Consider the following 22,196-nt stretch of genomic DNA (forward strand, 5'->3'; position numbering starts at 1 on the left):
CACATTCGTTACCGGAACCGTAAGCTGATCTGATGCTGGATGTGCGCCGCCTCGGCCTGCTCTGCGACCTGTCCCGCCTCGGCACGATCGCCGCGGTCGCCCAGGCGCACACCTACACGCCCTCGGCGGTATCCCAGCAGCTGTCCACGTTGGAACGCGAGGCCGGCGTGCCGCTGCTGGAGCGGACCGGCCGGCGGGTCGCCCTCACCCCGGCCGGCCGGGTACTCGTCGAGCACGCCGAACAGGTCCTCGCCGCCCTGGAGCGGACCTCCGCCGCGCTCGCCGCGGTCACCGCCGGGCTCACCGGTCCGCTGCGCATCGGGGCCTTCCCGACGGCGGTCCGCACGCTGCTCCCGCCGGCCCTGGTCGACCTGGGCCGGTGCCACCCCGGCCTCGACCTGATGGTGACCGAACTGGATCCGGTGGCCGTGCCGGCGGCGCTGCGCGACCGCCGCCTCGACGTGGGCCTGCTCCAGGACTACGACGCCGTACCGGCCCTGCCGGACTCCACACTGGACGCCGTGCCGCTGATGGACGAGACCGTGTACCTCGCCGTGCCCGCCACCGGCACCGCGGGTGCGCTGCCCGCCGCCGGCTACCCGGCTGGGCTGCCGGCCGCCGGCGCCGTGGACGGGCTGGCCCCCCTGGCTGGGCTGCCCGCTGCCGGTATCGCGGCTGGGCTGGCCGCCCTGGCTGGGCTGCCGGCCGCCGGTATCGCGGGCGGGCTGGCCGCCGCGCGCGAGGCAAGCTGGATTCTGGCCAGCCCCGGCACGCTCTGCCACACCGCCACCCTCAACGTCTGCCGGGCCGCCGGCTTCGCGCCCCGCGCCCGCCACCACGCCGACGACTTCGCGACCGTGCTCGCCCTGGTCGCCGCCGGGCTGGGCGTCTCGCTGGTCCCCGAACTGGCCGCCGCGGAGCTGCCCGGCGGCGTGCGCCTGATCCCGCTGACCACCCGGCGGCGCACCCGTATCGCCTACCGCCGGGGCGCCGGCGCCCACCCGGCGGTGAGCGCGTTCGTCACCGCCCTCCGGGCCTCGGCCGGCGCCTTCCCGGCCGCCACACCCGGCCAGGCACCGGCGGATCGGGCATAGCGGTCAGGCTTAGCTGGGTGGTCGGGCATTGCGGGTCGGGCACCGGCCGGGGCGGGGTGGCGTCAGCGGTTGGCGAACCACTCGTCCGCGAGCATGGCGAAGTCCAGTTCGGTGCTCCACTCGCCCTTGAACCACTCGTTGCGCACCAGCCGCGCCTCCTGCCGCATGCCGAGCCGGCGGGCCAGCCGGGCCGAGGGCTCGTTGCGCTCGTCGATCCGGGCAATGACGCGATGCAGGCGCAGCTCCTCGAAGCCGAGGCGGAGCATCTCCCGGGCGGCCTCGGTGACGTAGCCGTGCCCGCCGTGGTCCGGGTGCACCACGTACCCGATCTCGCCGGTCCCGTGCAGGCGGCTGTGCCAGAACAGGATCACGTCGCCGATCAGTTCCCCGGTCGCGGCCACCTCGATGCCCAGGGTCAGGTGCTGGCCCTCGTCGGTCAGTTCGGTGTTCGCCCACTGGGTGGCCAGCCGGTCGTGGATGACCTCGCGGGTCATCGGGTGGAAGGGCACGTAGCGGCACACCTCGGGGATGCTGCGGTAGGCAAGGAGCGCGTCCACGTCCTTCCCGGTCAGGGGCCGCAGCAGCAACCGCTCGGTCCGGACGGGGTAGGCGGGGCGAAGCACAGGATCCGACACGGCGACCATCGTGCCAGCCACCGGCGCCCGCATCGAGCCGGTTTCGGGGTTGGCTGACCTGCTGGCGGCTCTGGCGTGGGTTCCTGACCCGGGTGACGACCCGCGAGGGATCCGGTACCCCTGGCGAGCGCGCTCGCGGTGATTGCCGACTGGGCCGAGGATCTCGATGCGCTCGGGTTCGACGGCCGGTTACCGATCTTGATCACGGCGTGCTGTTGCCCGGGCGAGTTATCCCAACAGGCATGGTCGAGTCGACTATGGACCGAGCGGATCGGGCGTCGTAGGAGCGCGTACCCTCAAGTCCGTGATCGTTGCCGACGTGCCCCATCGCAGCATGCTTAGGACAGCTGTCGACCAAGACCCCAGGTCCCGGCCGGAAGCCTCGCCACGAGCTGTCCTACCCCGCCGCAGGGCCATGCGCTTCGCCGGGGCCCTAGCCACCTGCGTCCTGGGACTCGGCCTGACTGCCTGTTCCGCCGACACCGCCGAGCTCGGCCAGCTGCACGATCCGTGCCCGTTGATTACTGACGACATGCTCGCGCGGCTCGCCCCCGGCGCCGCCCGCGAACCCGACCGGGACGTCAGCTCGCATGGCGCCACCCTCGGGTGCGGCGTCGACCTGAACGCCGCTGACGGGTTCCGCGGCGACCTCAACGTCAAGGTCATCGCCGAGTCCTCGTCCTCCTACAACCCCAGCTACAACGAGAAAACACAGACCGAGGAGTGCGACGGCATCGGCGCACCGCTCAGCCAGGACGGCCCCGGCGACCGTTCCTGCTTCGTCGTACACCCGTGGGACGGGAGCCAGTCCCGGATCGATGGCTGGGCCTTCGTCGGCGGACACTACGCCGCCAAGGTCGCGTACCAGCTCCAGGAGCCGCAGCAGTTCCCGGCCGGTGCCGAACAGGATCTGCGTGACCTGCTCGACGCCGCAGCCGCCAGCCTGCCCGCCGACTGAGCACAGTGGAAGAACGGACGGCAACAGGCCGTCGGTCATGCTCGGCGGGTTGCGGTAGACGGGTGTCGCCCTATTCGGGGTGACGCGCCGATCACGCCGTCGACCTGCGGCGACGGCGATGGAGTGGTCGCTACTCCCGGCCGGGTGCGCCTACCATGTCGTAGATGTGGCGGTGGCTGCCTCGGCCCTACCGAGCAAGGCGAGCAGTTCCCTACTAATACCGGGTGTAGCAGCGATGGTTGCTCGGGAGCCTAGGGTGTGCTCACTGCCGTCCTGGTCCATGATGATGGCTCCGGCCTCTCGGGCGATGACTACACCCGCCGCGACGTCCCATGGATGGTTGGCGAGTGTTACTGAGGCGTCGAGTTTGCCTTCGGCTAGCCACGAGAGGTCCACGGCCGCTGATCCGTTCATGCGAACCCGGCCGTGCTCAACGAGGTGCGCCAGGCGTTGGCGCGGCGCGGGGCCCACCTGGGGATGCTGGACGCACCGCTGTAACGACGGTGTTTCAACGAAACGCCCGCGGGCCCGCCGAGAGCGGCGGCCCCGCCGGGGCGTGGCCTCAGCGCGGGGCGATGTCCGGGAGCGTCGCCGGGGCCGGCAGGCGGTGTGCGGGAGCGGTAAGCGTCGCCGCCGTCGTCGCCCCCAGCGGGGCCCGGCGGAACAGGCGTCCGCCGTACCGTAGCCACGCGACCTGGCCGCGGGCGCCCCGGACGAAGTCGGATCGGGTGCCGGGGCGCCGGCGCCGGGCGTCAGCGGCGGAAGAAGACGTTGAGGCAGAGGGTCAGCAGGATCGAGCCCACCACCGAGATCAGGATCATGACCAGGCAGCCCGGCCCGCCGCCGAGGGGCCTGATCTCCACGTTGCCGAACCGCATTCCGCCCGGTACCCCGCCCGGCCGCCCGTCATGCGCCGCACCCGAGTTGGCCCGCGGTACCCGGGCGTGGAAGCCAAGCTCGCGGGCGGCGCGTGCCTGACCGTGAGCGCGTTTGCCCCCGCCGTCGCCGGGAAGGACACCGGGGGTGCGTGCCTGACGGCGCGCCGGCACCGAGGGGGACGCGATGGACGAACGCCCCGCAGCGCGGGTGGAGCAGGGGCTCGACGATCTGCTGGCGGGCGCGCGCGACAAGCCCCCGGACGAGCGGGTGAAACGCATGGGCACGGCCGGCGTGCCTGTCGAGGGCGAGGACGACGCGATGACCGACGATGACGCGCGCACCCCGGACGGCGCGACGTTCGGCAGCACGAAGGAGCCGTGAGGCGCCGGGCCGCCTCCTGCCAGTATCGATTCGGAAGGCACGCCATGATCGCAGCGACGCTGCCCACGATGTTCAAGACCCACCGCCGACCCCACACCATGCACCCGGCCCGCCTGCTGCACATGGGAGGCAGCCAGCGACGAGCTCGGGGAAGCAACGGGATGGACGGGACCGCCGGACTGCTCGCCGGAGCGGCCGCCGGCGCCGCCGGTACCGCCGCCCTCAACGCCGCCACCTACCTCGACATGGCCGTCCGCGGCCGTCCCGCCAGCGACACCCCCGAGCGCACCGTGGAAGCCGTCGCTGGCCGCGCCCACCTGCCCATCCCGGGCAAGGGTGAGAAGCGCTCCCACCGCGTCACCGCCCTCGGCGCCCTGAGTGGCATGACCACCGGTGTCGCCGTCGGCGTCGCCGCGGCTGCCCTGCACCGCCTCGGTGTGCGTCCACCCACGCTGGTCGGCGCCGCCTTGACCGGCCTTGTCGCGATGGCCGCCACCGATGCCTCGATGGCCGGGCTGAAGGTCACCGACCCCCGCACGTGGTCCGCCACCGACTGGATCAGCGACCTGCTCCCGCACTTCGTCTACGGCGCCGTCACGTACGCGACCCTCCGGGCCCTGCACGATCCCACCCGCTGATGGCACGGCGCACCGGGCCGCATTCCGCTCGGTGCGCCGTACCGTCCGGGAGCCCGCACCGCCGCGGCGTGACCGAAACGGATCAGCGCGCCGACAGCGCCTCGGTCAGCTTGATCCGGGCGCCCACCCGCAGCACCGCGTTGTGGTAGACCCGCCCGGCGAACCAGACCAGGCCGGCGATGAGCGCGACCGTCAGCACCAGGGACAGGGCGATCTGCCACGCCGGCGCCACGCCCAGCGCGATCCGCATCGGCATGATCATCGGGGCGAAGAACGGCACCTGGGAGGCGATCGCCATGGCCTGGTTCTCCGGGTCGGCCGGGAGGATCGAGATGGCCAGCACGTACGGCAGGATGATCGCCATGAGCGCCGGCGCGGTGGCCCCGCCGACCTCCTCCTGCCGGGACACGAGCGCGCCCAGCGCCGCGAACAGCAGCGCGTACGCCAGGTAGCCGAGCAGGAACCAGAGCACCGCCCAGGCCGCGGCGCTGGCCACGATGCCGGTGGGGAAGTGGAACGCGTCCAGGGCGAGCCCGGCGCCGACCCCGACGACCGCGGTCGAGCCGAGCTGGATCAGGCCCACCGTGCCGATGCCGACCACCTTGCCCAGCATGAGCTGCCACGGCCGGATCGTGCTCAGCAGGATCTCCACGATCCGGCTGGCCTTCTCCTCCACCACACCCTGCGCGACGAGCTGCCCGTAAATCATGATCGACACGTACACCAGGATGCCGGCGATGATGGCCAGCACCATCCGCGGACCCTGGTTGTCGCGGGCCGGCTCGAGGCTGCGCACGTCGGGGCGGGCGGCGTCGGCGGCGGCGTTCACGGCGGCCGGGTCGCCGCCGGCGCGGGCGATGCCGGCGTTGAGCGCGAGCTGGCGGGCCAGCACGGTGAACGCGTTGCGCAGGTTCGGCGAGAGGTCCTGCTTGACCACGACCTCGAAGTGCTCGGGCGTGCCGGTCACGAACGCGTCCAGCTTGCCCTCGCGCACCTGGTTCTCGCCGGTCGCCTGGTCCACCGTGGACGGTTTGATCCGGTTGCCGAACCCCTCCGCCACCGCGGCCAGCGGCTGGGACAGCGGTTCGGCGGACGGCGTGAAGCCCACCGCGTCGCCGGAGCTGCCACCGATCAGCTTCATCGCCAGCAGGAACCCGACCACGACGACCAGGTTCACCACCGTGGTGATCCGGAACGACTTGGATCGCAGCCGGGTGGAGATCTCGCGCCCGGTCACCAGCCGGATCACCGCGACGGTACCCATCGACTCGCTCATGCCTCGCTCACGACGTGCCGGAACAGTTCGGTCAGTGACGGGGGGTTGGGACCGAACTCGTGCACCGGTCCCGTCTCCAGCGCCCGTCGCAGCAGGGCCTGGTCGTCGGCGTCCCGCTCCAGCAGCACTAGCGTGGTGCCGTCCGAATAGGACGTCTCCCGCACGCCGGGCAGGCCGTCGGCCCAGCCGTGCGGCGCCTGCGGGGCGGCGACGGTCAGCCGAACAGTGTCGCCGGTGCGCAGTTCGTCGACCGGCCCGAGCGCCACCATCCGCCCGCTGCGCACGATGCCCACCCGATCGCACAGCCGCTCCACCAGGTCGAGCTGGTGGCTGGAGAACACGACCGGGATGCCCTCGTCCGCCTTCTCCCGCAGCACCTGGCTCATCACGTCCACGGCCACCGGGTCCAGGCCGGAGAACGGCTCGTCCAGGACCAGGATCGACGGGTCGTGCACCAGCGAGGCGGCGAGCTGCACCCGCTGCTGGTTGCCGAGGCTGAGCTTCTGCACCTCGTCGTCGAGGCGGCCGGCCACGCCGAGCCGCTCCGTCCAGGTGCGCACCGACTCGCGGGCCGCCGGTTCGGACAGGCCGTGCAGCCGGGCCAGGTACACCAGCTGCTCGCCGACCTTCATCTTCGGGTACAGGCCGCGCTCCTCGGGCATGTAGCCGATCCGCCGGCGGGTGGGCAGGTCCAGCGGGCGCCCGGCCCAGCGCACCTCGCCCGCGTCGGCCGAGAGCACGCCGAGGATGACGCGCATGGTGGTGGTCTTGCCCGCCCCGTTGCTGCCCACGAAGCCGAACAGCTCGCCGGCCCGCACGTCGAAGGTCATGTCCTCCAGCGCGACCAGGTCGCCGTACCGCTTGGAGACGCCGTCGATCTCCAGCCGCTCGCCTGTCATCCCCCGCCTTTCGTCGCCGGCGACCCTACCAACTCTGATCAACTGACGGGTAGCCGGGCGCCTCGGCTCATTTGCCCGGGATGTCATCGATCCACGGGTCGGAGTTGAGATGCGCCTCGACACGGTCACGGTCACGGTCGCCGCTTCGCCGCGAGAGCACGCCGCACTGATCGCCGTCCCCGCCTGGCGGCCGTGCGCGAGGCGGCCGGCTGACCACCCCGCGCCGGCCCCGGGCGGCGACCGCTCGCCGCTCGGGCTCGGGGGAGACCTCACCGGCCGCCGGCGTCGGCCGGCTTGGCGCGCGGGGCGGCCGGTGGCGTCGCGGCGGGCTGCGGGCCGAAGGCGGTCAGGAAGCGGTCGCGGAACGCGTCCATCCGCCAGACCGGGGCGTCCGGGGCCGGGCGCAACCCCGCCGACCAGTCCCAGCCGGCGATCCGGTCCAGCACCTTCGGGTCCCGGGCCACGATCGTGACCGGCACGTCGCGGCTCGCGCCCTCGCCTGTGACGACCGGCGCCGGCTGGTGGTCGCCGAGGAACACCAGCACCAGTTCCCGGTCGCCGTAGGCGCGCACGTACGAGACGAGGGTGTTCAGCGAGTACTCGATCGACCGGCGGTACTCGGTGCGGATCCGGGTGGTGTCACGCCAGATCACGTCGGCCGGGTCGCTCTGGCTGGCCATCGGCCCGTACAGCGCGCCGTCGCCGATCTCCGCCCAGTCGACCAACCGGGGGATCGGCGTCCACGGGACGTGACTGGAGATCAGTGGGAGCTCCGCCATGACCGGCGCCCGACCGGGGTCTGATCGCTCGGCGCGCTGGAACGCGGACAGCGTGTACTGGTCCGGCATGCTGCCGAGGGTGTACGGCGGACCGGCATACCCCATGTCCCGGGCCGCGTAGACCTTGTCGAAGTCGAAGAACTTCCCCTCCGGCCAGTCCCGGGTGACGCCCGGCATCACGCCGACCGTGCGCCAGCCCGCCCGGCGGAACGCGCCGTTGAGGGTCAGCCGGTCGCCGGCGACCAGTTCGCGGTACCGCCGTTGGTTGTCGATCCACAGCCCGGACTCCAATGTGGAGTGGGCCAGCCAGCTCCCGCCACCGGCCGTGGGGGAGGTGAGCCACCCGCTGCGAGCCGCGTAGCCGGCCTCGGCCAGCGCCTTCGTGCCGGCGTCGAGCACGGCGTCCACGTGCGGGGCAAACTCCGGGTCCTCCACCGCGTCCCGGCCGTAGCTCTCCACGAACGCGACGATCACGTCCTTGCCGCGCAGCGGGGTGAGCAACCGGTCGCTCGGGGTGTCGCGGAAGGCGTCCACCGCGGCCTGCGCGGCGAACTCCCGGTGGTCCGCGAACCCGGCCCGGGCCTGGAGCGCGCGGTCGTAGGCGAGCGCGGCGGTGTCCCGGTCGGCGACCGGCACGCCCGGGGCGAGGTGCGCGCCGAAGACCGCGCACGCGATCCACGCCGCCGTGAGGGCGCCGAGGCCGCTGGCCGTGACCCGCCGGTGGCGGGCGGCGGCGCCGCTGAGCCGCAGCGCGGCGAGCGCCGTCAGCGCCGGCACCGCCAGGGCGATCAGCGCGGCGAGGGCGGTCGCGGCGGTCGCGCCGCCGGTACCGATGGACTTGCCCAGCACGTCCACGGCGTCGCGGACCGCGACCCAGTCCAGGACCGGGTCGAACGGGCGGGCCAGCGCCGCGTAGAAGCCGATGTCCAGGATCTTGAGAATCACCAGCAGGCCGAGCAGCAGCCCGCCCACCGCCGCCACGATCCGCCGGACCCGGCCCGGCAGTGCCCACACCAGCGCCGTGCCCACCAGCGCCTCGACCGGCACCCGGAGAAACGCCTCCGGCGCCAGCCGGGTCGACCGGTTGGGCAGCAGCAGGGCCGCCAGCACCACCGCGGCCGCGAGCGGGGTGACGGTCCGGCCCAGCACCCGGCGGACCGCCGCCCACCGGCCACCGCCGGCCGTTTCGGCCGCCGGCCCCTTCTCCGCCGCCGCCCGGTCCCGCGCGAAAACCGGCCGGAGGCGCGCCATGAACGACAAACCGGGTGCCCTTCCCTGCGTACGGTGCCCGACGGCGCCACGCGCCGGCTGAAGATACGGTCGCCGCCCGCCGACGGTTCAGTGCCGGCGACCCTGAAACGGGGCCCGAGGTTCCGGAAATGTTCCGTTGCATTCAACGGAGTCCATCTGCTTGGGTAGGGGTGGCGGCGCGTGTGAGCACCGCAAAAGTGCCGGCAGGTTTCGAACCCCACGACCGTCCGAAGGAGACCTCCGTGCAGCGGACGCCGGACACCGCCGGGGCGGCCGCCTCCGGGGTCAGCCCACGCTGGGTGAACACCTGGACGTCGATGCCGCAGCTGACCGAGCCGGGCAACCTGCCGCCCGCGCCCTTCGTCCGGGACGGGATCGTGCTGGCCGACGCGACGCTGCGCCAGACGGTGCAGGTGTCGATCGCTGGACGGCCCATCCGGCTGCGCTTCTCCAACGCCTTCGGCGGCGCGCCGCTGCCGATCACCGCCGTGACGGTCGCGCTGCCGGCCGGCGGGCGGGCGGGGGTCGCCGCGGTGGTGCCCGGCTCGGTGCGCCCGGTGACGTTCCACGGCCGGTCGTCCGTGGTGATCCCGGTCGGCGCGCAGGTGGTCTCGGACCCGCTGGCGTTCCCGGTCGCGCCGCAGTCGAACCTCACGGTGACGCTGTACCTGGCGCAGGGGCAGGCGTCCACGGACGTCACCTCGCACCCCGGCTCGCGCACCACGTCCTACCTGCTCGCGGGCAACCACGTCGGTGACGTTGACCTGCCGGGCGCCGCCGAGGTGGCGCACTGGTACTTCCTGAGCGGGGTCGAGACCTGGGCCGCCGGCTCGGCGGTGGTGATCGTGGGCGACTCGCTCACCGACGGTCGCGGCTCCACCACGAACCAGCACAACCGCTGGCCGGACCGGCTGCTCGCCCGACTCCAGGCCGGCCCGTCCACGACCGGCGTGGCGGTGCTGAACCAGGCGGCGGGCGGCAACCGGGTGCTCAACGACGGGCTCGGGCCCAACGCGCTGTCCCGGCTGGACCGGGACGTGTTCGCGCAGAGCGGCGTCGCGTGGATGATCGTCTTCGAGGGCGTCAACGACATCGGCACGGCCGAGGCGACGCCCGCGGCGCAGAAGCAGGTCGCGGACGACCTCATCGCCGCGTACGACCAGATGATCGTGCGGGCGCACGCGCACGGCATCCGCGCCTACGGGGCCACGATCACGCCGTTCGGCGGCAACACCGACTACGACGACGCCACCGGGTACCGGGAGCAGGCCCGGCAGGCGGTCAACGCGTGGATCCGGGCCAGCACCCGCTTCGACGCGGTGATCGACTTCGACCGGGCGGCCCGGGACCCGGCGAACCCCCGAAACCTGCGACCCGCGTACGACGTGGGCGACCGGTTGCACCTGAACCCGGCCGGCTACCAGGCGCTCGCCGACGCCGTGCCGGTGGTCCTGTTCCGCGTCGGCGGCCCGCGCCCGCCGACCTTCGAGTAGCGCCGATCGTGGATACGCCCGGAGCGGACGGCGGGATGGGCCGTCAGGCGGAGTCGCGCACGACCAGGTCGGTGGGGAGGATGACCGCCGCGTGCTCGTCACCGGAGATCAGTGCCAGCAGCAGGCGGACCATCTCCGAACTGAGCCGCTCCCACGGCTGGCGGATCGTGGTCAGCCGGGGGGTGGTGGTGACCGCCAACCGGGAGTCGTCGAAGCCGCCGACGGCGATGTCCTCCGGTACCCGCTTGCCGGCCCGCTGGAGCGCCGCGATGGCGCCCACCGCCATCAGGTCGGAGCAGACGAACACGGCGTCCAGGTCGGGCGCCTGCCGGAGCAGTTCGGCCATCGCGGCCTCGCCGGCGGCCTGGGTGTAGTCGCCGGTAACGACCAGGCGCGGGTCGGTCTCGCCGAGCACGTCGTGGTAGCCGGCCAGGCGGTCCACGCCGCCCGGGGTGTCCGGCGGCCCGGTGATGACGCCGATCGTGCGGTGGCCCCGCGAGCGCAGGTAGCCGACCATCTGGCGGGCGCCGTCGCGGTCGTCCGCGGCGACGTAGCTGACATCCCGCCCGTGGCCGATCGGGCGGCCGCAGAGCACGAACGGCAGCCCCCGGCCCTTCAACTCGTCCAGCAGCGGGCTGCCCTGGTGGGTGGAGACCAGCAGCGCACCGTCCACGTGGCCGGCGGTGAGCCAGCGGCCGATGCGCTTGCGGTCCTCGGCGGTGGCCGCGACGGTCAGCAGCGTGGTGATGTCGTACCCGGCCAGGCTCTGCGTGCAGCCGCGCAGCAGGTTGTTGAAGTTCGGGTCCTCGAACAGCCGGTCCTGCGGCTCGGAGAGGATGAACGCGACCGAGCCGGCGCGCTGCGTGACCAGGCTGCGGGCGTGCTGGTTCACCACATAGCCGGTCTTGCGGATGGCCCGCTCGACCGCCTCCAACGCCGGGCCGCTGACGTTGCGCCCGCCGTTGAGCACCCGGGAGACGGTGCCCCGGGAGACGCCGGCGACGGCCGCCACGTCGTCCATGGTCGGGCGGGGCGGGCGGGTGCTGCGGGAACGGTTGAGCTCGGGCACGGTCACATTGTCCCGCCCGGCCCGGCCGGGGCCCGGGCGGGCGCGCCGGGCCGCCGCGCGCCCGCCGGAGGCCGCCCGCTCACCCCTTCACCGCGCCGGACATCAGGTCGACCCGCCAGTACCGCTGTAGTGACAGGAACAGCGCGATCAGCGGCAGGATCGACAGCGCCGCGCCGACGATCACCAGCCGGTACAGGGCCGGCACGGTGGAGCCCTGGTTGAGCAGCGTGTAGAGGCCGACCGTGACCGGGAACTTGTCGTCGGACGAGAGCATGATGAACGGCAGCAGGAAGTTGTTCCAGATCGCCACGAACTGGAACAGGAAGATCGTCACCAGGCCGGGCCCCATCATCGGCAGCGCGACCGAGCGGAAGATCCGAAACTCCCCGGCGCCGTCGGTGCGGGCCGCCTCCACCATCGAGTCCGGCACCGCCGCGGCGGCGTAGATGCGGGCCAGGTAGATGCCGTACGGGCTGACGATGCTGGGCAGCAGCACCGACCAGTACGTGTCGGTCAGCCCGACCTTCGCCAGCAGCAGGTACTGGGGGATCGCCAGCGTCACGCCGGGGACGAGAACGCCGGCGAGCAGCACGTTGAACAGCGCGTCCCGGCCGGCGAACCGGAACTTGGCCAGCGTGTACCCGGAGATGGCCGACAGCAGGGCGGAGAGCATGGCCCCGCCGCCCGCGTACAGGGCGGTGTTGAGCAGCCAGCGCCAGTACAGGCCGCCGCCGTAGCCGGACAGGTCCCGCAGGTTGGCCAGCAGGTCCCCGCCCGGGGCGAAGGTGAAGCTGGTGAACAGGGACGATCCGCTCTTGGTCGACGCCATCGCCACCCAGGCGATCGGCAGCAGGCAGTACAGGGCGCCGACGAGCAGTACCGCCGTGGGCAGGGGCGCGGCGCGGCGGGTCATCGCTGCTCCTGGCCGAACGCCTGGCGCTGGACCAGGCGCAGGAAGCCGAACGACAGCACCAGCGTGACCGCGGCGATCACCACGGAGCTGGCGGCGGCGGCGTAGATGTCGTCGCGGGCGAACGCGTCCCGGTAGATCTTCATCAGCGGGGTCCAGAACGAGGAGATCGAGTTGGTCAGGGGGCGCAGCGTCATCGGCTCGCTGAACACCTGGAGGGTGGCGATCAGGGAGAACACGGTCGTCATGATCAGCGGGGGGAACAGTAGCGGGATCTTGATGCGCAGCGCGATCTGCCACTCCGAGCAGCCGTCGAGGCGGGCCGACTCGTAGATCTCACGGGGGATGGCGCGCAGCGCGGTGAACAGCACGATCATGTTGAATCCGACGCCGCCCCAGAGCGCGATGTTCACCACGGCGTAGAAGACCGGGCCGCTGCCGAGCAGGTTGGGCTCGGGCAGCCCCGCCCCGTGCCGGTTCAGCCAGCTCACCAGGTCGTTGAGGGGGCTCACCGCCGGCAGGTACAGGAACCCCCAGAGCAGGCTGGCGATCACCGCCGGTACCGCGTACGGAAGGAAGATCGTGATGCGGGCGAAGCGCCGCAGCCCGGTGCCGGGCCGGTCCAGCAGCAGCGCGAAGACCAGCGCCAGGCCCAGCATGACCGGCAGCAGCAGCGCGCCGTAGGCGAGTACCCGCAGCGAGCCTGACCACAGGTCCGGGTCGGTCAGGGCGGACCGGTAGTTGTCCAGTCCGGTGAAGACCTCCCGCCGCGCGCCGCGCCCCAGACCCAGCCCCTTCACCTGGACCTTGCGGAAGCTCAGGTAGACCGCGTACCCGACCGGGACGACCAGGAACAGCGTGAACAGCAGCACGGCGGGGGCGAGGAAGAGGTACGGCACCCCGCGGGGCGCCGCACCTCTGGTTCCGGGTGACCTCATGGGAGGGACCTCACTCCGCCACCGTGAAGCCGTTTTTGCGCATGTCGTTCACGGTCGCCGTCTGCATCGCGTCCACCGCCGCCGGGAACGGGGTCTTGTCGGTGATGGCCTTGCCGAACGCGTCCTTGTACGTGTCGTAGGCGACGTTCACGTTCGGGCCCCAGGTGAAGCCGGCGGCCGTGTCGGCGATCGCCTTGGCCTGGGCGTAGAAGTCCCGCTGCCCGGGGAAGAACTCCGGCGGCTCCTGGAGCAGCGGGCTGGACTGGGCATCCCGGGCCGCCGGGTAGACGGCGCACTCCCTGATGAGGATGTCGGTGCCGGCCTGGTCGCTGTTCAGCCAGATCGCGAACCGCACCGCCGCCGCCTTGTTCTTGGACGCGTCGGTCACGCCGGTGGACGAGCCGCCCCAGTTGCCGGTCCGGTTCTCCCCGGCCGTCCACTGTGGCATCGGTGCCATCGCCCACTTGCCCTTGGTGTCCGGGGCGTTGCCGGCCAGCACCCCGGGCGCCCAGATCGCGCTCGGCCAGGCCAGCAGCGTGCCGTCGTTGAGGGCCTTGTTCCACGCGGGTGTGTACATCGGCTGGCCGTCGATGGCGCCCTCGCGGACCAGGCCGCCCCAGTAGTCGGCGACCTTCTTCGTGGCCGCGTCGTTGACGGTCACCTTCCACGCCTCGCCCTGCACGCCCCACCAGGAGGCGTCCGCCTGCTGCGCGAGCCCGGCGAACCAGCCGGGGTCGTTGGCCGAGAACGTGGTCAGGTACTGCTTGGGGCTCTTGGCGCGCAGTGTGCGGGCGGTCTGCGCGAACTCGTCCCAGGTCGCCGGCACGGTCAGGCCGTACTTGGCGAACAGGTCCGTGCGGTAGTACAGCATCATCGGACCGGAGTCCTGCGGGATCCCGTAGACGGCGTCGGTGCCGAGCGTCACCTGCTGCCAGATGCCCTCGGCGAACCGGTCCTTGACCGGGGCCGCCTGCTTGGCGATGTCCGCGAGCACGTTGTTGCTGACCAGGGTCGGCAGTGACTGGTACTCGACCTGGGCCAGATCCGGCGGGTTGCCGGCCTTGGCGGCGGTCAGCAGCTTGGTGACGATGTCGCCGCCGCCGGCCTGCTTGCTGAGCGTCACGTGGATGTTCGGGTTGGCGGCGTTCCAGGCGTCGACCGCCTTGTCGATGTTCGGCGCCCAGGACCAGAAGCTGAGCTCGACCTTGCCGGTCGGCTCGGCGGCGGCGCCGTCGTCGTCCGCGGACTTGGCGGTGCAGCCGGCGGTGGCGAGGGCGGTCGCCACGGCCGTGGTCAGGGTGAAGGCGAGCAGTCGGGTGCCCAACGAGAGCCTCACGGGTGGCCTCCCGGGTGTGGTGTCGGGGTGTAGGAGCTGTGAGCGCTCACAGATTGGCGCTCAATTCCGGGCGTGTCAATACCGAGTTCACCGCTACTTACGCTGCTCAAGCGCGTGTACGCTGACCCGAACACGTTGGGAGCGCGCACAGTTCGGAGCCGTAATGAGGCAACTTACCCCCGTCGACCCGCACGATTCCCCCGCGGGCCGGCTCGCGCCGGTGGTCCCACGGCTGGCCGGGATCGCGTACGGCGGCGACTACAACCCCGAGCAGTGGCCGGCGGAGGTCTGGCGCGAGGACGTGGCGCTGATGCGCGAGGCGGGGGTGAACCTGGTCAGCGTCGGCATCTTCGCCTGGGCGATGCTGGAGCCCGCGCCCGGGCGGTACGACTTCGGCTGGCTGGACCGGGTCCTGGAGCTGCTCGACCGGGCCGGCATCGGCGTGGACCTCGGCACCCCGACCGCCGCGCCCCCACCCTGGTTCCTGCACCGGAACCCGCAGGCGCGCCCGGTGACCAGGGACGGGCGGGTGCTGGGCGGCGGCGCCCGGCAGTCGTTCTGCCCCAGTTCCCCCGCGTACGCGGACGCCGCCGCGGCGATCACCGAGCGGCTCGCCCGCCGGTACGCCGGCCACCCGGCGCTGATGCTGTGGCACGCGCACAACGAGTACGGGGGAGCGAACGCGTTCTGCTACTGCCCGGTCTCCGCGGCCGCCTTCCGGCAGTGGCTGCGCGCCCGGTACGGCACGCTCGAGGCGCTGAACGAGGCGTGGGGCACCGCGTTCTGGAGCCAGCGGTACGGCGACTGGGCGGAGATCGAGCCCCCGGTGACCGCGCCGACCGCCGTGAATCCGGCCCAGGAACTGGACTTCTACCGGTTCTCCGCCGACGCGCACCTGGCCAACTTCCGGCGCGAGCGGGACATCCTGCACCGGCTCAGCCCCGGCACTCCGGTCACCACCAACTTCATGCTCGCCAACTGCAAGAACATCGACTACTGGCGCTGGGCCGGCGAGCTGGACCTGATCTCGAACGACCACTACCTGCGGGCCGAGCGGGCCGACAACCACATCGAGCTGGCGATGTGTGCGGACCTGACCCGCTCGGTCGCGGGCGGGCGGCCCTGGCTGCTGTTGGAGCACTCCACCGGCGCGGTCAACTGGCAGCCCCGCAACATCGCCAAGCGCCCCGGCGAGCTGCGCCGCAACAGCCTGGCCCACCTGGCCCGGGGCGCCGACGGGATCATGTTCTTCCAGTGGCGGGCGTCCCGGTCCGGCGCCGAGAAGTTCCACTCGGCGATGCTGCCGCACGGCGGCACCGGTACCCGGATCTGGCGGGACGTGGTGGATCTGGGCGCCACCGTCCGCGGCCTGGCGGACCTGCGCGGCAGCCGGGTGGTGGCCGACGCGGCCGTGCTGTGGGACTGGGAGTCCTGGTGGGCGCTGGAGCTGGACTGGCGCCCCTCGGTGGACGTGACGTTCCGGGAGCGGGTCGAGGCGTACTACGAGCGGCTGTGGCGTGCCCACCTGACCGTCGACTTCGCCCACCCGGCCGCGTCACTGGACGCGTACCCGCTGGTGATCGCCCCGAGCCTGTACCTGACGACCCCCGCCGCGGCCCAGAACCTGCGCCGGTACGTGGCCGGCGGCGGGACGCTGGTCGTCTCGTACTTCTCGGGCATCGTGGACGGCAACGACGCGGTGCATCCGGGCGGCTACCCCGGCGCGCTGCGCGAGCTGTTGGGGCTGTCCGTGGAGGAGTTCCTCCCGCTGCGCGCGGGCGAGACCGTGCGCCTGAACGGGAGCGCACCGGATGGCGGCGCGACCGCCGACGTCTGGGCGGAGCGCGTCGTTCCGGCCGGGGCCGCCGTGGAATGGTCCTACCTGGACGGTCCGGCCGCCGGGCTGCCGGCCGTGACCCGCCACCGGTACGGGCGGGGGACCGCCTGGTACGTCTCCACCCGCCTCTCCGGCACGGATCTCGACGGGGTGCTCGCCCGCGCGTACGCAGACGCCGGCGTGGTTCCCCCGGCGGGGGTGCCGGACGCCGTCGAGCTGGTGCGGCGGCGGGGACAGGGCGTCGAGTACCTGATCGCCATCAACCACGGCGAATGTGACGCGCGGCTGCCGGGTGCCGGTCTGGAGATGACCACCGGTACCACCGTGGCGGGGCACCTGGTCGTGCCGGCGGGGGAGGTGCGGGTGCTGCGTACCCCTTGACAGTGATCGATGAGGGTGGTTCTGTGAGCGCTCACAGGTCGGTGCGGAATATGCGCGGACGTGCGCACCAAAGAAGCAGGCAGCGCCCGTGCGGCGCACTGGGAGCGAGCACACTTTAGGAGGGTTCCCATGCGGTACTGGCCCGCCGTTCCGCTTGCGCTGGCGTTGACCGTCTCCATGGGAGGGTCACCCGCGCGGGCGGCGGGCACCGTGCAGATCCGCGGCGTGGACATCTCGACGCTGAAGAAGAGCGAGGACCGGGGCGGCGTCTACCGCACCGCCTCGGGCACCCTCACCGATCCGGTGGCGCTGCTGAAGGCCAACGGCGTCAACTATGTGCGGCTGAAGGTCTGGGTGAACCCGGCCGACGGCTACAACAACAAGGCCCGGGTCCTGACGATGGCGAGCCGGGCCAAGGCCCAGGGCATGAAGGTGCTGGTCGACTTCCACTACTCCGATTCGTGGGCCGACCCGGGCAAGCAGACGAAGCCGGCGGCGTGGGCGAGCATGAGCTTCAGCGCGCTGACCCAGGCCGTCTACAACCACACCTACGACGTGCTCAACGCGCTGAAGGCGCAGGGAACGACGGCCGACATGGTCCAGGTCGGCAACGAGATCAACGACGGCATGCTCTGGCCGGACGGCCGCAGCAACAACTTCAAGAACCTGGCCACGCTGCTCAAGTCAGGAATCAGCGCGGTGCGGGCGGTGAGCTCGTCGACCCGGGTCATGCTGCACCTGGCCGAGGGCGGCAACAACGCCCAGCACCGCTGGTGGTTCGACAACGCGGTCGCCAACGGCGTCTCCTTCGACGTCATCGGTGTCTCGCACTACCTGTACTGGCACGGGACCGCGGCCAGCCTGCGCGCCAACCTGATCGACCTGTCCGCCCGGTACAACAAGGACGTGCTGGTGGCCGAGACCGCGTACGGCTTCACCACCGCGCCCAACGACCGCGAACCGAACATCTTCAACGCCTCGCTGGCCTCCGCGGGCGGGTACCCGGCGACCTCGCAGGGCCAGGTGAGCGCGTTGCGGGCGGTGTTCGACGCGGTCAAGGCGGTACCCAACGGGCGCGGGCTGGGCGTCTTCTACTGGGAGCCCACGTGGACGGCGGTGCCGGGCAACGGCTGGGACCCGACCAACCCGTCCTCCGGAAACGGGTGGGAAAACCAGGCGCTGTTCGACTACTCCGATCGGGCGTTGCCCGCGCTGTCCGTCTTCGCATCCCCTTAAATCACCCTCCGCCCCCTTGGGCGTGGCGGGGCGGCCGGGCACGATCACGGCCCGCCCGGCTGCGCTTCGCGTTCGCCAGCTGCCAGGACTTCCAGGCCGGCTACTACACCGCGCACCGCCACCTGGCCGCCGAGGACGTCGCCTTCGTGGCGTTCCTGGGCGACTACATCTACGAGAACGGCCCGATCCCGGCCGCGCCCCGCCAGCACACCGGAACGGGCGAGCCGTACACGCTGGCGGAGTACCGCGACCGGTACGCCCAGTACAAGGCGGACCCCGACCTCCAGGCCGCGCACGCCGCCGCGCCGTGGGTCGTCACGCTCGACGACCACGAGATCGACAACAACTGGGCAGGCCCGCTGCCACCGGACCCGGCCCGGCAGCCACCGGCGGCGTTCCGGGCCCGCCGGGCGGCCGCCTTCCAGGCGTACTGTCGTGCTGACCGGGGACCGCCACGCACCTGGGTCTGCGACCTGCGCACCGACTTCGACGACCCGTCCTCGCCGGTGGTCGGCGCCGAACTCACCGGCATCTCCCTCACCTCGGGCGGCCATCCGGACCCCGCGGCCTTCCACGCCACCTACGACCCGATCATGGCCGAAAGTCCACACTGGAAGTACGCTGACCTCCAGCGCGGGTACGTGCTCTGCGACGTGACCCCGGAGCGCATGGTCAGCGCACTGCGCGTGGTGGACACGATCTGGCTGCCGTCCTCGCCGATCCGCACATCGGCCCGGTTCCTCGTCGAGGCGGGCGTGCCCGGCGTCTCCGTGCTGCGCCAGGAACCCGCCCGCACCCGTCCGATCGCCACGCCCCAGTACCCGGCGGTCAACGACAAACCGTGACTCCCAGCGAACGTCCAGCCCGCGCCGGTAAGGTACCGGGCCGAGGGGAGTACCTCTTCAGGACCGTTCCGGTCAGTACGGGCCGCCCGCGGCCCCCGGGCGGTCGTCCGTGCCGGTGTATCCGGGTGCGGGCGGGGGAGACCTCGAACGGTTCCGCGCGTTCGAGGAGACCCCGTGTCCGTAGAGACCATCGCATCGCCAGCGCTGTGGGCCGCCAGCATCGCCGTGCTGCTCGCCCTGCTGGCGGTCGACTTCGCCGTCACCCGCCGCCCGCACGAGGTCCCGATGCGGGAGGCGGTGGCCTGGAGCGCGTTCTACCTCGCCCTGCCGGCCGTCTTCGGGCTGTTCGTCTGGAGCCGGTACGGCGGCACGGCCGCGGTCGAGTTCTTCACCGGGTACGTGGTGGAGAAGTCCCTGTCGGTCGACAACCTGTTCGTCTTCATGCTGCTGCTGGCGGCGTTCGCGGTACCGGCGGCGCTGGCCCAGCGGGTCCTGCTGTACGGCATCGTCGGCGCGCTGGTGCTGCGCGGCGTGTTCATCGCGGTCGGCGCGGCCGTGCTGAGCGCCGGAACCTGGGCGTTCCTCCTGTTCGGCGCGGTCCTGCTGGGCACCGCCATCAAGATCATGCGGGACGCGCTGCGCGGCGCGGGACACCAGGTCGACATCGACCGCCTGCGCGGCGTGCGGTTGCTGCGCCGCCTGGCACCCGTGACCTCGGAGTACCACGGCACGCGGCTGATGATGCGGCAGGCCGGGCGCCGGGCGTTCACCCCGATGGCGCTGGTCGTCGCGTCCGTGTTCCTCACCGACGTGGTCTTCGCCGTGGACTCGGTCCCGGCCGTCTACGGCGTCACCGAGGACCCGTACCTGGTGTTCGCCACCAACGCGTTCGCCCTGATGGGCCTGCGGGCGCTCTACTTCGTCCTGCGCGACGCGCTCACCCGCCTGCGGCACCTGAACCATGGACTGGCCGTCATCCTGGGCTTCATCGGGCTCAAGCTCGTGCTGCACTGGGCGCACGGCGTGTGGCCCCCGGTGCCGGATGTGCCCACTTCGCTGTCGCTGGTGGTCATCGTCGGCACCCTTGCCGCGATCACCGTCACCAGTGCGCTGGCCAACCGCCGCGCCAGAGCAACAAACTAGCGTCCTAGGACGCCTTAGAGGGTGTGAGCGGCGCGGTCAGGGTGTCTGTCGAGGGGCCCCGGCTTCACGACTGCGCAGCCGTACTGGGGCCCCGGCCACCTGGGCCGGGGCCCCAGTAGCCGCTACGCTCGGCGGACCTCGATCTGGAACTCGTGCACCCAGTTCGCCGGGTCGTTCTCGTCGAACTCCAGGCACACCTCACGGGCGTAGCCGACCGGGCGGTACCCGTTGTCGTCGATCCACCGGGCGAGGATCTGCATGCTGCGGTCCGCCTCGTCCATCGAGCCGCGGTGGACGATCGTCGCGGCGGACTCGATCCCGGGCAGGTCCCGCAGGTCCAGGTCACCGCCGGCGGCGGTGCCCGGGGCGACCTCGAACGCGGTGTGCACCCGCACCGCCGGGGCCTCCCCGGTGTCCTCGTAGTAGGCGACCGGCGCGCCCGCGGGGCAGACGTGCGCCTGCTCCGCCCGCCGCCACACCTCCCGGTACAGCGGACCCGAAACCGGGCTGATGTCCTGCGCCGCGTAGCTGGCACAGATCGCCGACAGCTCCGCCACGCGCGCCGGCGGCACCCGCTTGAGTACCACGTCCTCCGTGTCCATGCGTCCCTCCTCCTCGATCATGCGCAACCGCGCCTCCACACGCGCCAGCCGGGCGGCGTCGGCGGCCATCCGCTCCGCCAGTTCCGCCCGGCGCAGCCGCAGCATGCCGTGCAGCTGCTCGACGCCGATCTTCTCGTCGAGGATGCCGCCGATCTTGTCAAGGGTCAGGCCCAGATCCTTGAGGGCGATGACCCGGTTGAGCCGGCGCAACTGGTCCGCCCGGTAGTAGCGGTACCCGCTGGCCGGGTCGACGCCGGCCGGCTTCAGCAGCCCGATCGCGTCGTAGTGGCGCAGCATCCGCACGGACACCCGGCCCAAAGCGGCGAATTCCCCGATGCCGAACATGATCCCGATCGTGGGCCCTGACACGGTGTCAGGGTCAAGCGGGCGGCCCTATCGGGTGTGGCGGAGGATCGCCGGAATGACCGTCTCCCAGGTGGACGGCGGCGGCACCTGGTGGCCGACGCCCTCCAGCAGGAGCAGTTCGGCCCCGGGGATCTCCTCGGCCAGCGCCCGGCCGTGCGCGGGCGGGAACAACGGGTCCGCGGTGCCGTGGATGACCAGGGTCGGCGCCTTCACGCCACCGAGGTGGGGGCGGGTGTCCTCGCCGCCGCCGACGTGCCAGTGGTTGGCCGGCGAGCGCGGGTTCGCGGTGCGCTCGACCGTCCGGCGGGCCGCCGCGCGGACCCGCGCCTCGTCGAACGATCCCGGCCCGGCGTACGGGCGCTCGTCCGCCACGAGGTACTCCACGACCGCCTCCGGGTCGGTCCAGTCGGGCTCGGGCGGCGGGTTCTCGAACACGGCGCGCATCCGGTCGGTCACCGGTGGCAGGCCACTGTTCGGGCCGGGGCCGGGGCTGGTGGCGATCAGGGTCAGCGAGGCCACCCGCTCCGGCTCCTTGACCGCCAGAACCTGGGCGATGCCGCCGCCCATGGAGACGCCGACCACGTGCGCGCGACCGCCGGCGCGGGCCTCGATGACACCGGCCGCATCGGCGACCAGGTCCGGTCCACTGTAGCCGGGCGCGCCGGGCGGGTAGCTGACCGAGCGGCCGGTGTCGCGGTGGTCGTACCGGATGACGTACCGGCCCCCGGAGTGGGCCCCAGACCGGTCGCCGGGTCGGTCGCCGCGGGCGAGGCGGGCGCAGAACTCGGGATCCCAGGCGTCCATGGAGCTGGCGGCGCCGGCGATGAGCAGAACGGGCGGGTCGGCCGGGTCGCCGATCGTGTCGATGCACAGCTCCACGCCGTTGACCCGTACCACCGTCTCTGTCACGCGCCCTACCGTAACGCAGGACGCCCACGCGCGGCGGTACCGGGCGTGCTTCGGGCCGGTCGAGTCGCGGCGAGGCGTCCCGCCGCGTGGGCCGCACCCACGGCGAAGGCCGCGCCGACCAAGAAGGTCGCGCCGAAGAAGACGGCGACCGCCCCGGCGGGCGGCCCAGGTAGCGGTGCCCCCCGGCCCGGTCGACGCCGGCCGCGGCACAGGCCCGCCGCGGTGATGCCAGGGCCGCTGTCGGGCCGGGCGCCCGCGCGAGAGGCCGCCCGCAACACACGCCTCGGCGGGCGGCCGGAGGTGGCAGTAGCGAGTCGCAGCGTTTGCTCTGTTTCCGCGTT

General features: G+C 72.5%; 20 protein-coding genes. 9 read left to right on the plus strand and 11 right to left on the minus strand.

Annotated elements, in window-relative coordinates; translation table 11 throughout:
* Window positions 1-32 precede the first annotated feature (32 nt).
* On the plus strand, window positions 33-1,094 hold the full coding sequence (locus KJS59_RS19660; RefSeq protein WP_213454400.1) for a LysR family transcriptional regulator: 1,062 nt from the start codon (window positions 33-35) through the stop codon (window positions 1,092-1,094).
* Window positions 1,095-1,156: 62 nt separating this feature from the next.
* Here KJS59_RS19660 and KJS59_RS19665 read toward each other — a convergent pair whose 3' ends face one another.
* The gene (locus KJS59_RS19665; protein ID WP_249714468.1) at window positions 1,157-1,729 is read right to left on the minus strand and encodes a GNAT family N-acetyltransferase; all 573 of its coding nucleotides are present in this window, start codon (window positions 1,727-1,729) and stop codon (window positions 1,157-1,159) included.
* Between the two features lie 517 nt (window positions 1,730-2,246).
* On the opposite strand from KJS59_RS19665, the gene KJS59_RS19670 reads away from it, so the two are divergent.
* Window positions 2,247-2,687 (plus strand): hypothetical protein, encoded by a 441-nt coding sequence (locus tag KJS59_RS19670; protein WP_213454401.1) that lies wholly within the window; start codon window positions 2,247-2,249, stop codon window positions 2,685-2,687.
* 150 nt (window positions 2,688-2,837) lie between these two features.
* On the opposite strand, the gene KJS59_RS19675 is transcribed toward KJS59_RS19670, so the two are convergent.
* Window positions 2,838-3,158 (minus strand): inositol monophosphatase family protein, encoded by a 321-nt coding sequence (locus tag KJS59_RS19675; protein WP_283775811.1) that lies wholly within the window; start codon window positions 3,156-3,158, stop codon window positions 2,838-2,840.
* 591 nt (window positions 3,159-3,749) lie between these two features.
* Here KJS59_RS19675 and KJS59_RS19680 point away from each other — a divergent pair.
* Both KJS59_RS19680 and KJS59_RS19685 read left to right on the plus strand, forming a co-directional pair.
* Complete coding sequence (locus KJS59_RS19680) at window positions 3,750-3,947, plus strand: hypothetical protein (protein WP_213454403.1); 198 nt, start codon at window positions 3,750-3,752, stop codon at window positions 3,945-3,947.
* Window positions 3,948-3,991: 44 nt separating this feature from the next.
* Complete coding sequence (locus KJS59_RS19685; RefSeq protein ID WP_376771212.1) at window positions 3,992-4,585, plus strand: hypothetical protein; 594 nt, start codon at window positions 3,992-3,994, stop codon at window positions 4,583-4,585.
* 82 nt (window positions 4,586-4,667) lie between these two features.
* Here the strand turns inward: KJS59_RS19685 and KJS59_RS19690 are convergent, their stop codons facing one another.
* The 3 genes from KJS59_RS19690 to KJS59_RS19700 all read right to left on the minus strand — a co-directional run bounded on the left by KJS59_RS19690 (window position 4,668) and on the right by KJS59_RS19700 (window position 8,790).
* On the minus strand, window positions 4,668-5,861 hold the full coding sequence (locus KJS59_RS19690; RefSeq protein WP_213454404.1) for an ABC transporter permease: 1,194 nt from the start codon (window positions 5,859-5,861) through the stop codon (window positions 4,668-4,670).
* Window positions 5,858-6,760, minus strand: a complete 903-nt coding sequence (locus KJS59_RS19695; RefSeq protein ID WP_213454405.1) for an ABC transporter ATP-binding protein — start codon at window positions 6,758-6,760, stop codon at window positions 5,858-5,860. Before KJS59_RS19695 ends, KJS59_RS19690 begins: the two co-directional genes overlap by 4 nt.
* 269 nt (window positions 6,761-7,029) lie before the next feature.
* The gene (locus KJS59_RS19700; RefSeq protein WP_249714470.1) at window positions 7,030-8,790 is read right to left on the minus strand and encodes an alkaline phosphatase family protein; all 1,761 of its coding nucleotides are present in this window, start codon (window positions 8,788-8,790) and stop codon (window positions 7,030-7,032) included.
* 242 nt (window positions 8,791-9,032) lie between these two features.
* Here KJS59_RS19700 and KJS59_RS19705 point away from each other — a divergent pair, with 242 nt between their 5' ends.
* The gene (locus KJS59_RS19705; RefSeq protein WP_249714472.1) at window positions 9,033-10,283 is read left to right on the plus strand and encodes an SGNH/GDSL hydrolase family protein; all 1,251 of its coding nucleotides are present in this window, start codon (window positions 9,033-9,035) and stop codon (window positions 10,281-10,283) included.
* 43 nt (window positions 10,284-10,326) lie between these two features.
* Here KJS59_RS19705 and KJS59_RS19710 read toward each other — a convergent pair whose 3' ends face one another.
* The 4 genes from KJS59_RS19710 to KJS59_RS19725 form a co-directional block, all read right to left on the minus strand.
* Window positions 10,327-11,352, minus strand: a complete 1,026-nt coding sequence (locus KJS59_RS19710) for a LacI family DNA-binding transcriptional regulator (RefSeq protein ID WP_249714474.1) — start codon at window positions 11,350-11,352, stop codon at window positions 10,327-10,329.
* Window positions 11,353-11,431: 79 nt separating this feature from the next.
* The gene (locus KJS59_RS19715; protein WP_213454407.1) at window positions 11,432-12,265 is read right to left on the minus strand and encodes a carbohydrate ABC transporter permease; all 834 of its coding nucleotides are present in this window, start codon (window positions 12,263-12,265) and stop codon (window positions 11,432-11,434) included.
* The gene (locus tag KJS59_RS19720; protein WP_213454408.1) at window positions 12,262-13,200 is read right to left on the minus strand and encodes a carbohydrate ABC transporter permease; all 939 of its coding nucleotides are present in this window, start codon (window positions 13,198-13,200) and stop codon (window positions 12,262-12,264) included. Before KJS59_RS19720 ends, KJS59_RS19715 begins: the two co-directional genes overlap by 4 nt.
* A gap of 10 nt (window positions 13,201-13,210) precedes the next feature.
* Entirely contained in the window at window positions 13,211-14,536 is a 1,326-nt protein-coding gene (locus KJS59_RS19725) for an ABC transporter substrate-binding protein (protein ID WP_249714475.1), read from the minus strand.
* A 163-nt stretch (window positions 14,537-14,699) separates the two neighbouring features.
* Between KJS59_RS19725 and KJS59_RS19730 the strand changes: the two genes are divergently transcribed.
* The 4 genes from KJS59_RS19730 (at window position 14,700) to KJS59_RS19745 (ending at window position 19,978) form a co-directional block, all read left to right on the plus strand.
* On the plus strand, window positions 14,700-16,754 hold the full coding sequence (locus KJS59_RS19730; RefSeq protein ID WP_249714477.1) for a beta-galactosidase: 2,055 nt from the start codon (window positions 14,700-14,702) through the stop codon (window positions 16,752-16,754).
* 129 nt (window positions 16,755-16,883) lie between these two features.
* Window positions 16,884-17,990, plus strand: coding sequence for a glycoside hydrolase family 53 protein (locus KJS59_RS19735; protein ID WP_213454409.1), 1,107 nt, complete (start codon window positions 16,884-16,886; stop codon window positions 17,988-17,990).
* Window positions 17,918-18,835 (plus strand): alkaline phosphatase D family protein, encoded by a 918-nt coding sequence (locus KJS59_RS19740; protein WP_213454410.1) that lies wholly within the window; start codon window positions 17,918-17,920, stop codon window positions 18,833-18,835. Before KJS59_RS19735 ends, KJS59_RS19740 begins: the two co-directional genes overlap by 73 nt.
* Window positions 18,836-19,009: 174 nt before the next feature.
* The gene (locus tag KJS59_RS19745; RefSeq protein WP_213454411.1) at window positions 19,010-19,978 is read left to right on the plus strand and encodes a TerC/Alx family metal homeostasis membrane protein; all 969 of its coding nucleotides are present in this window, start codon (window positions 19,010-19,012) and stop codon (window positions 19,976-19,978) included.
* A 122-nt stretch (window positions 19,979-20,100) separates the two neighbouring features.
* On the opposite strand, the gene KJS59_RS19750 is transcribed toward KJS59_RS19745, so the two are convergent.
* The gene (locus KJS59_RS19750; protein WP_213454452.1) at window positions 20,101-20,925 is read right to left on the minus strand and encodes a MerR family transcriptional regulator; all 825 of its coding nucleotides are present in this window, start codon (window positions 20,923-20,925) and stop codon (window positions 20,101-20,103) included.
* A 48-nt stretch (window positions 20,926-20,973) separates the two neighbouring features.
* Window positions 20,974-21,855 (minus strand): alpha/beta fold hydrolase, encoded by an 882-nt coding sequence (locus KJS59_RS19755; RefSeq protein WP_249714479.1) that lies wholly within the window; start codon window positions 21,853-21,855, stop codon window positions 20,974-20,976.
* Between the last annotated feature and the right edge of the window lie 341 nt (window positions 21,856-22,196).

Origin of the sequence: Rhizomonospora bruguierae (genome assembly GCF_018397995.1) — a bacterium.
In the GTDB taxonomy this organism is placed as follows: Bacteria; Actinomycetota; Actinomycetes; order Mycobacteriales; family Micromonosporaceae; genus Rhizomonospora; species Rhizomonospora bruguierae.